The following is a 3,035-nucleotide window of genomic DNA, read 5'->3' on the forward strand; positions in this document are numbered from 1 at the left end:
TAAATCATAATTCAGATGAGAGCGGGAAACATCAATATCTTCGTTGCTGTGATTAGTCGTTTTCCGTTGGTCATGATTGCCAATGCCGACTAAATTATCAGCTTTTAATTTCGTCATTCTAGCCACTGCAAAACTCATTGTATGCACCTCATTTCGGAGTTATCTTCCAAGTAAAGTATAACCCACTATACTTTACAAGGTAAAGTGTGGGCTCTACGAGGTAGTAGCATTCTCCCTTCCTACTGGGAGAACTGCTATTTTTCTACGCCTATTATCCGGCTAGAAAAAACTCCGGCGGGCTATTGCATAGCGAGCGCATTTCATGCAGAACTCTACCCGAGCGGGGCAAGCTGATGTCAGCTTAAACACAAAAAAACTGACTAAAATACAGTCAGTTTTAAAACCTAGATTACAAATTAAACTTACAAGGTTTTATTTTTATGATAATTGGAATCAAAAAATGTAGTAGCAATATTAAAAATTATTATGCTATAACCTGCAAATTTAACGGTGTTATCAGAATTATATTTTGTTAAAAGATAAACACCAAAAACAGCAAATAATATGCGTACAACAACATCAACAAAAGTAATAATTTTATTTTTCATCTCTAGTCTCCCTATCGTTCAATATTTCACCCGTTTCTTTATCAATATCGCCCCTGCCATATCTTCGTTCTTGATAGACTGCGTCAAAATACAGCCTTACCAAGGCGGTATGCGCACGCAAAACAGAGTTAATTATTTTCATACTAGGAAGCCCATGTTCATTACCATGAACTCTAACAAAACGCTTCAATTCACGTATATTAGCTATCCCATATTCATCAATCAAATCACACACAGTATTCAACATATCGTCTTTATCTTCCACATCAAGCGATATATATCTATCAATATCAAAATTATTAATCAGCGTAATATCTTGTTTATTATATTTATGCTTTTTCTTCTCGATAGCGTCTTTCGACTCATGAGTAAGATATAGATACATACTTGTCATACTTCTGATGACTATTTGTACTTTGGCAATACTCTGATCGCCTAGAAGCTGTTTAATTTTGTATCGAACACTATCAGCAGTAACTGGGTTTTTAGCCACATAGACAACATGATAATGTGGCTTTTTAAAATCTTGTCCTGGCACAGTACTTTTATCTTTATCATGCAATGGACTAACAGCAATTGGAACACCAATTAATTCTAATTTCGACTTCCAATCATCTGGAATAGATTCGGGATATAACAAAAAGGTGAAGTATCTTGATTTGTCTTTTGCCATAATGGTAAAATAACCTTGTTAGAACAACAATGTCTAGCGGAAACTTTCGTCTTGCCCAAGCCGAGTTTTCGCTTATTTTTTTTGTTCTAATTCCTTTCTTGAATAATCTTCTAAAGCTAAAGCTAGAATCGCAGACTTAGAAAAACCTTTGTCTTTTGCAAGCTTCTCCAAAGTAGAATATTGGTCTTCAGTGAGACTGACCGTAATTCTTTTTTTATTTGTAGCCATATTTTTTACTCCAAACTAAATTAAATTTAGGTACACCACTATTATGCATTTTTGCAACATTATTGTCAACAATACGTGCTAAAAACCTCAATTTCGCTAAAAATTCGCTAAAAACTCGCCAAAAACTCGCCGAGATATAAAACTCTGTAACCGTTGATATAAAAGGCTTAAAGACAGTTTTTAATTAAAATTGGCACTCGGCACTTAAAAGGGGGGTCGTAGTGCCCCCATGTTTTTCGCTCAAATTTTATCCCACTCAAACCAAAATATGGGCTCCGCCCACACCCGCAAGCTGTGTCAGCTTGACCCCATAAATGAGCGGGAGCTCCCGCTCAAACTCACCCCGCACTCGCCGTGGGGCAGGCAAAAAAAGCAGGTGTGCTTTTCTTTGCATGCGCAAAAGTGTTTTATCCGCTAGTCTATCAACTCCTTAAAGCCTCCTAGGGCGTCTAATAGCCCAGCGGGCTATAAAACGCCCTACGTCGATTTACCGTTGACGGACACAAAGTTAACTACGTTCAATCTAGCGAGATGGTAAATTAAGCTCTTAAACGCCATTTTAAGCTCGTATAAGCGATTTAAAGATGTGGACCGCCTAATTCATCAGATTTATGTCTGTCGAGTTCCTGTGAGTTTTCAGGGGCTTTTTTAGACGGTTCTTTTAGTCCTGCACGCTCTAGCCACTTTTCAGGTAAATTAATACCTAGTTTTTTGTGTAGAAACTCATCAACATTTCGTATAATGCCTTGAAGCGTTCCTACTAGTTTTTGCAATCGCTCATTTTCTTTTCTCAGTTCATAGTTGCGGCCCTTGGCTTCACTCAAATCATTACGTAAACTATGATTTTCTACTTCCAGATGAATTTTTTCAAAGTTATAAGCGTCGCTAGTCACCGCCCTTTGTTCCAAATCAGCGAGATCATATTTATCAACCGTGACTTTATTTTTATTCATCAAGGTGGGTTTACTAGCAATTTTCTTGGTATCCCGTGGTCTGATTTCATCAAGCTGTTTTTTAGTATCTGCAAGCTTTGCTTGTGTCTCTTGTTTTTCGGTCTCTATTTTTTTCAATTCTTCCCGCATAGCTTTGTATTCGGGTACTGATAAATTCTTACGCTCTTTATTTTTGTTACCACGTTGAACATCAAAGCCATTTTCTTTGAGGTACTGTGGTAATTCCTCTTGAATGTGCTGTAAGGCTTCACGATTAAATATACGCTTAGCTGAGAGCTTTTTATCATCATCAAAGGGCACAATGCCCATATGCATGTGAGGGGTCTTCTCGTCCATATGAACAACTGCATAGCGAATATTTTCGTCACCATAGTTATCTGCAAAATATTGTTTGGCTGTTTCAAAATATTTACGGGTTTCGGCTTCGTCTAATTGCTCAAAAAAATCTTTGTCACTGGTTATAATCCATTCATTGACTAAAACAGCGTCTTTGCGAACTACCCGCTTACTCGCTTTGTTTTCGTTGATATAGGCTTCAATATCCGTTTTAAAGTTATCAGTGCGCCCAGCCAC

The 3,035-nt window shown here is 37.5% G+C and carries 5 protein-coding genes; all 5 read right to left on the bottom strand.

The features are described 5' to 3' along the window. The coding region (locus tag GSM_RS14865) for a plasmid recombination protein (protein ID WP_010078409.1) at positions 1–138 on the bottom strand (138 nt) is incomplete at its 3' end. Positions 139–422: 284 nt separating this feature from the next. Further along, positions 423–608 (bottom strand): hypothetical protein, encoded by a 186-nt coding sequence (locus GSM_RS13475; RefSeq protein WP_003690981.1) that lies wholly within the window; start codon positions 606–608, stop codon positions 423–425. Next, a complete protein-coding gene (locus GSM_RS13480; RefSeq protein WP_003690980.1) occupies positions 598–1,281 on the bottom strand; it encodes a replication protein in 684 nt (227 codons plus the stop codon). Before GSM_RS13480 ends, GSM_RS13475 begins: the two co-directional genes overlap by 11 nt. Positions 1,282–1,353: 72 nt before the next feature. Further along, positions 1,354–1,509 carry a ribbon-helix-helix protein, CopG family gene (locus GSM_RS13485; RefSeq protein WP_010078410.1) on the bottom strand — a complete coding sequence of 52 codons (156 nt, stop codon included), beginning with the start codon at positions 1,507–1,509 and terminating at the stop codon, positions 1,354–1,356. Positions 1,510–2,087: 578 nt separating this feature from the next. Beyond that, a partial coding sequence (gene mobV / locus GSM_RS14450) for a MobV family relaxase (protein ID WP_040538359.1) occupies positions 2,088–3,035 on the bottom strand: 948 nt, incomplete at its 5' end.

Source organism: Liquorilactobacillus mali KCTC 3596 = DSM 20444, from assembly GCF_000260415.1.
Classification (GTDB): Bacteria; Bacillota; Bacilli; order Lactobacillales; family Lactobacillaceae; genus Liquorilactobacillus; species Liquorilactobacillus mali.

Bases quoted from the DNA above. Each gene is read 5' to 3' on its own strand.
- GSM_RS13475 (WP_003690981.1), bottom strand. From the start codon at position 608: ATGAAAAATAAAATTATTACTTTTGTTGATGTTGTTGTACGCATATTA.
- GSM_RS13480 (WP_003690980.1), bottom strand. From the start codon at position 1,281: ATGGCAAAAGACAAATCAAGATACTTCACCTTTTTGTTATATCCCGAA.
- GSM_RS13485 (WP_010078410.1), bottom strand. From the start codon at position 1,509: ATGGCTACAAATAAAAAAAGAATTACGGTCAGTCTCACTGAAGACCAA.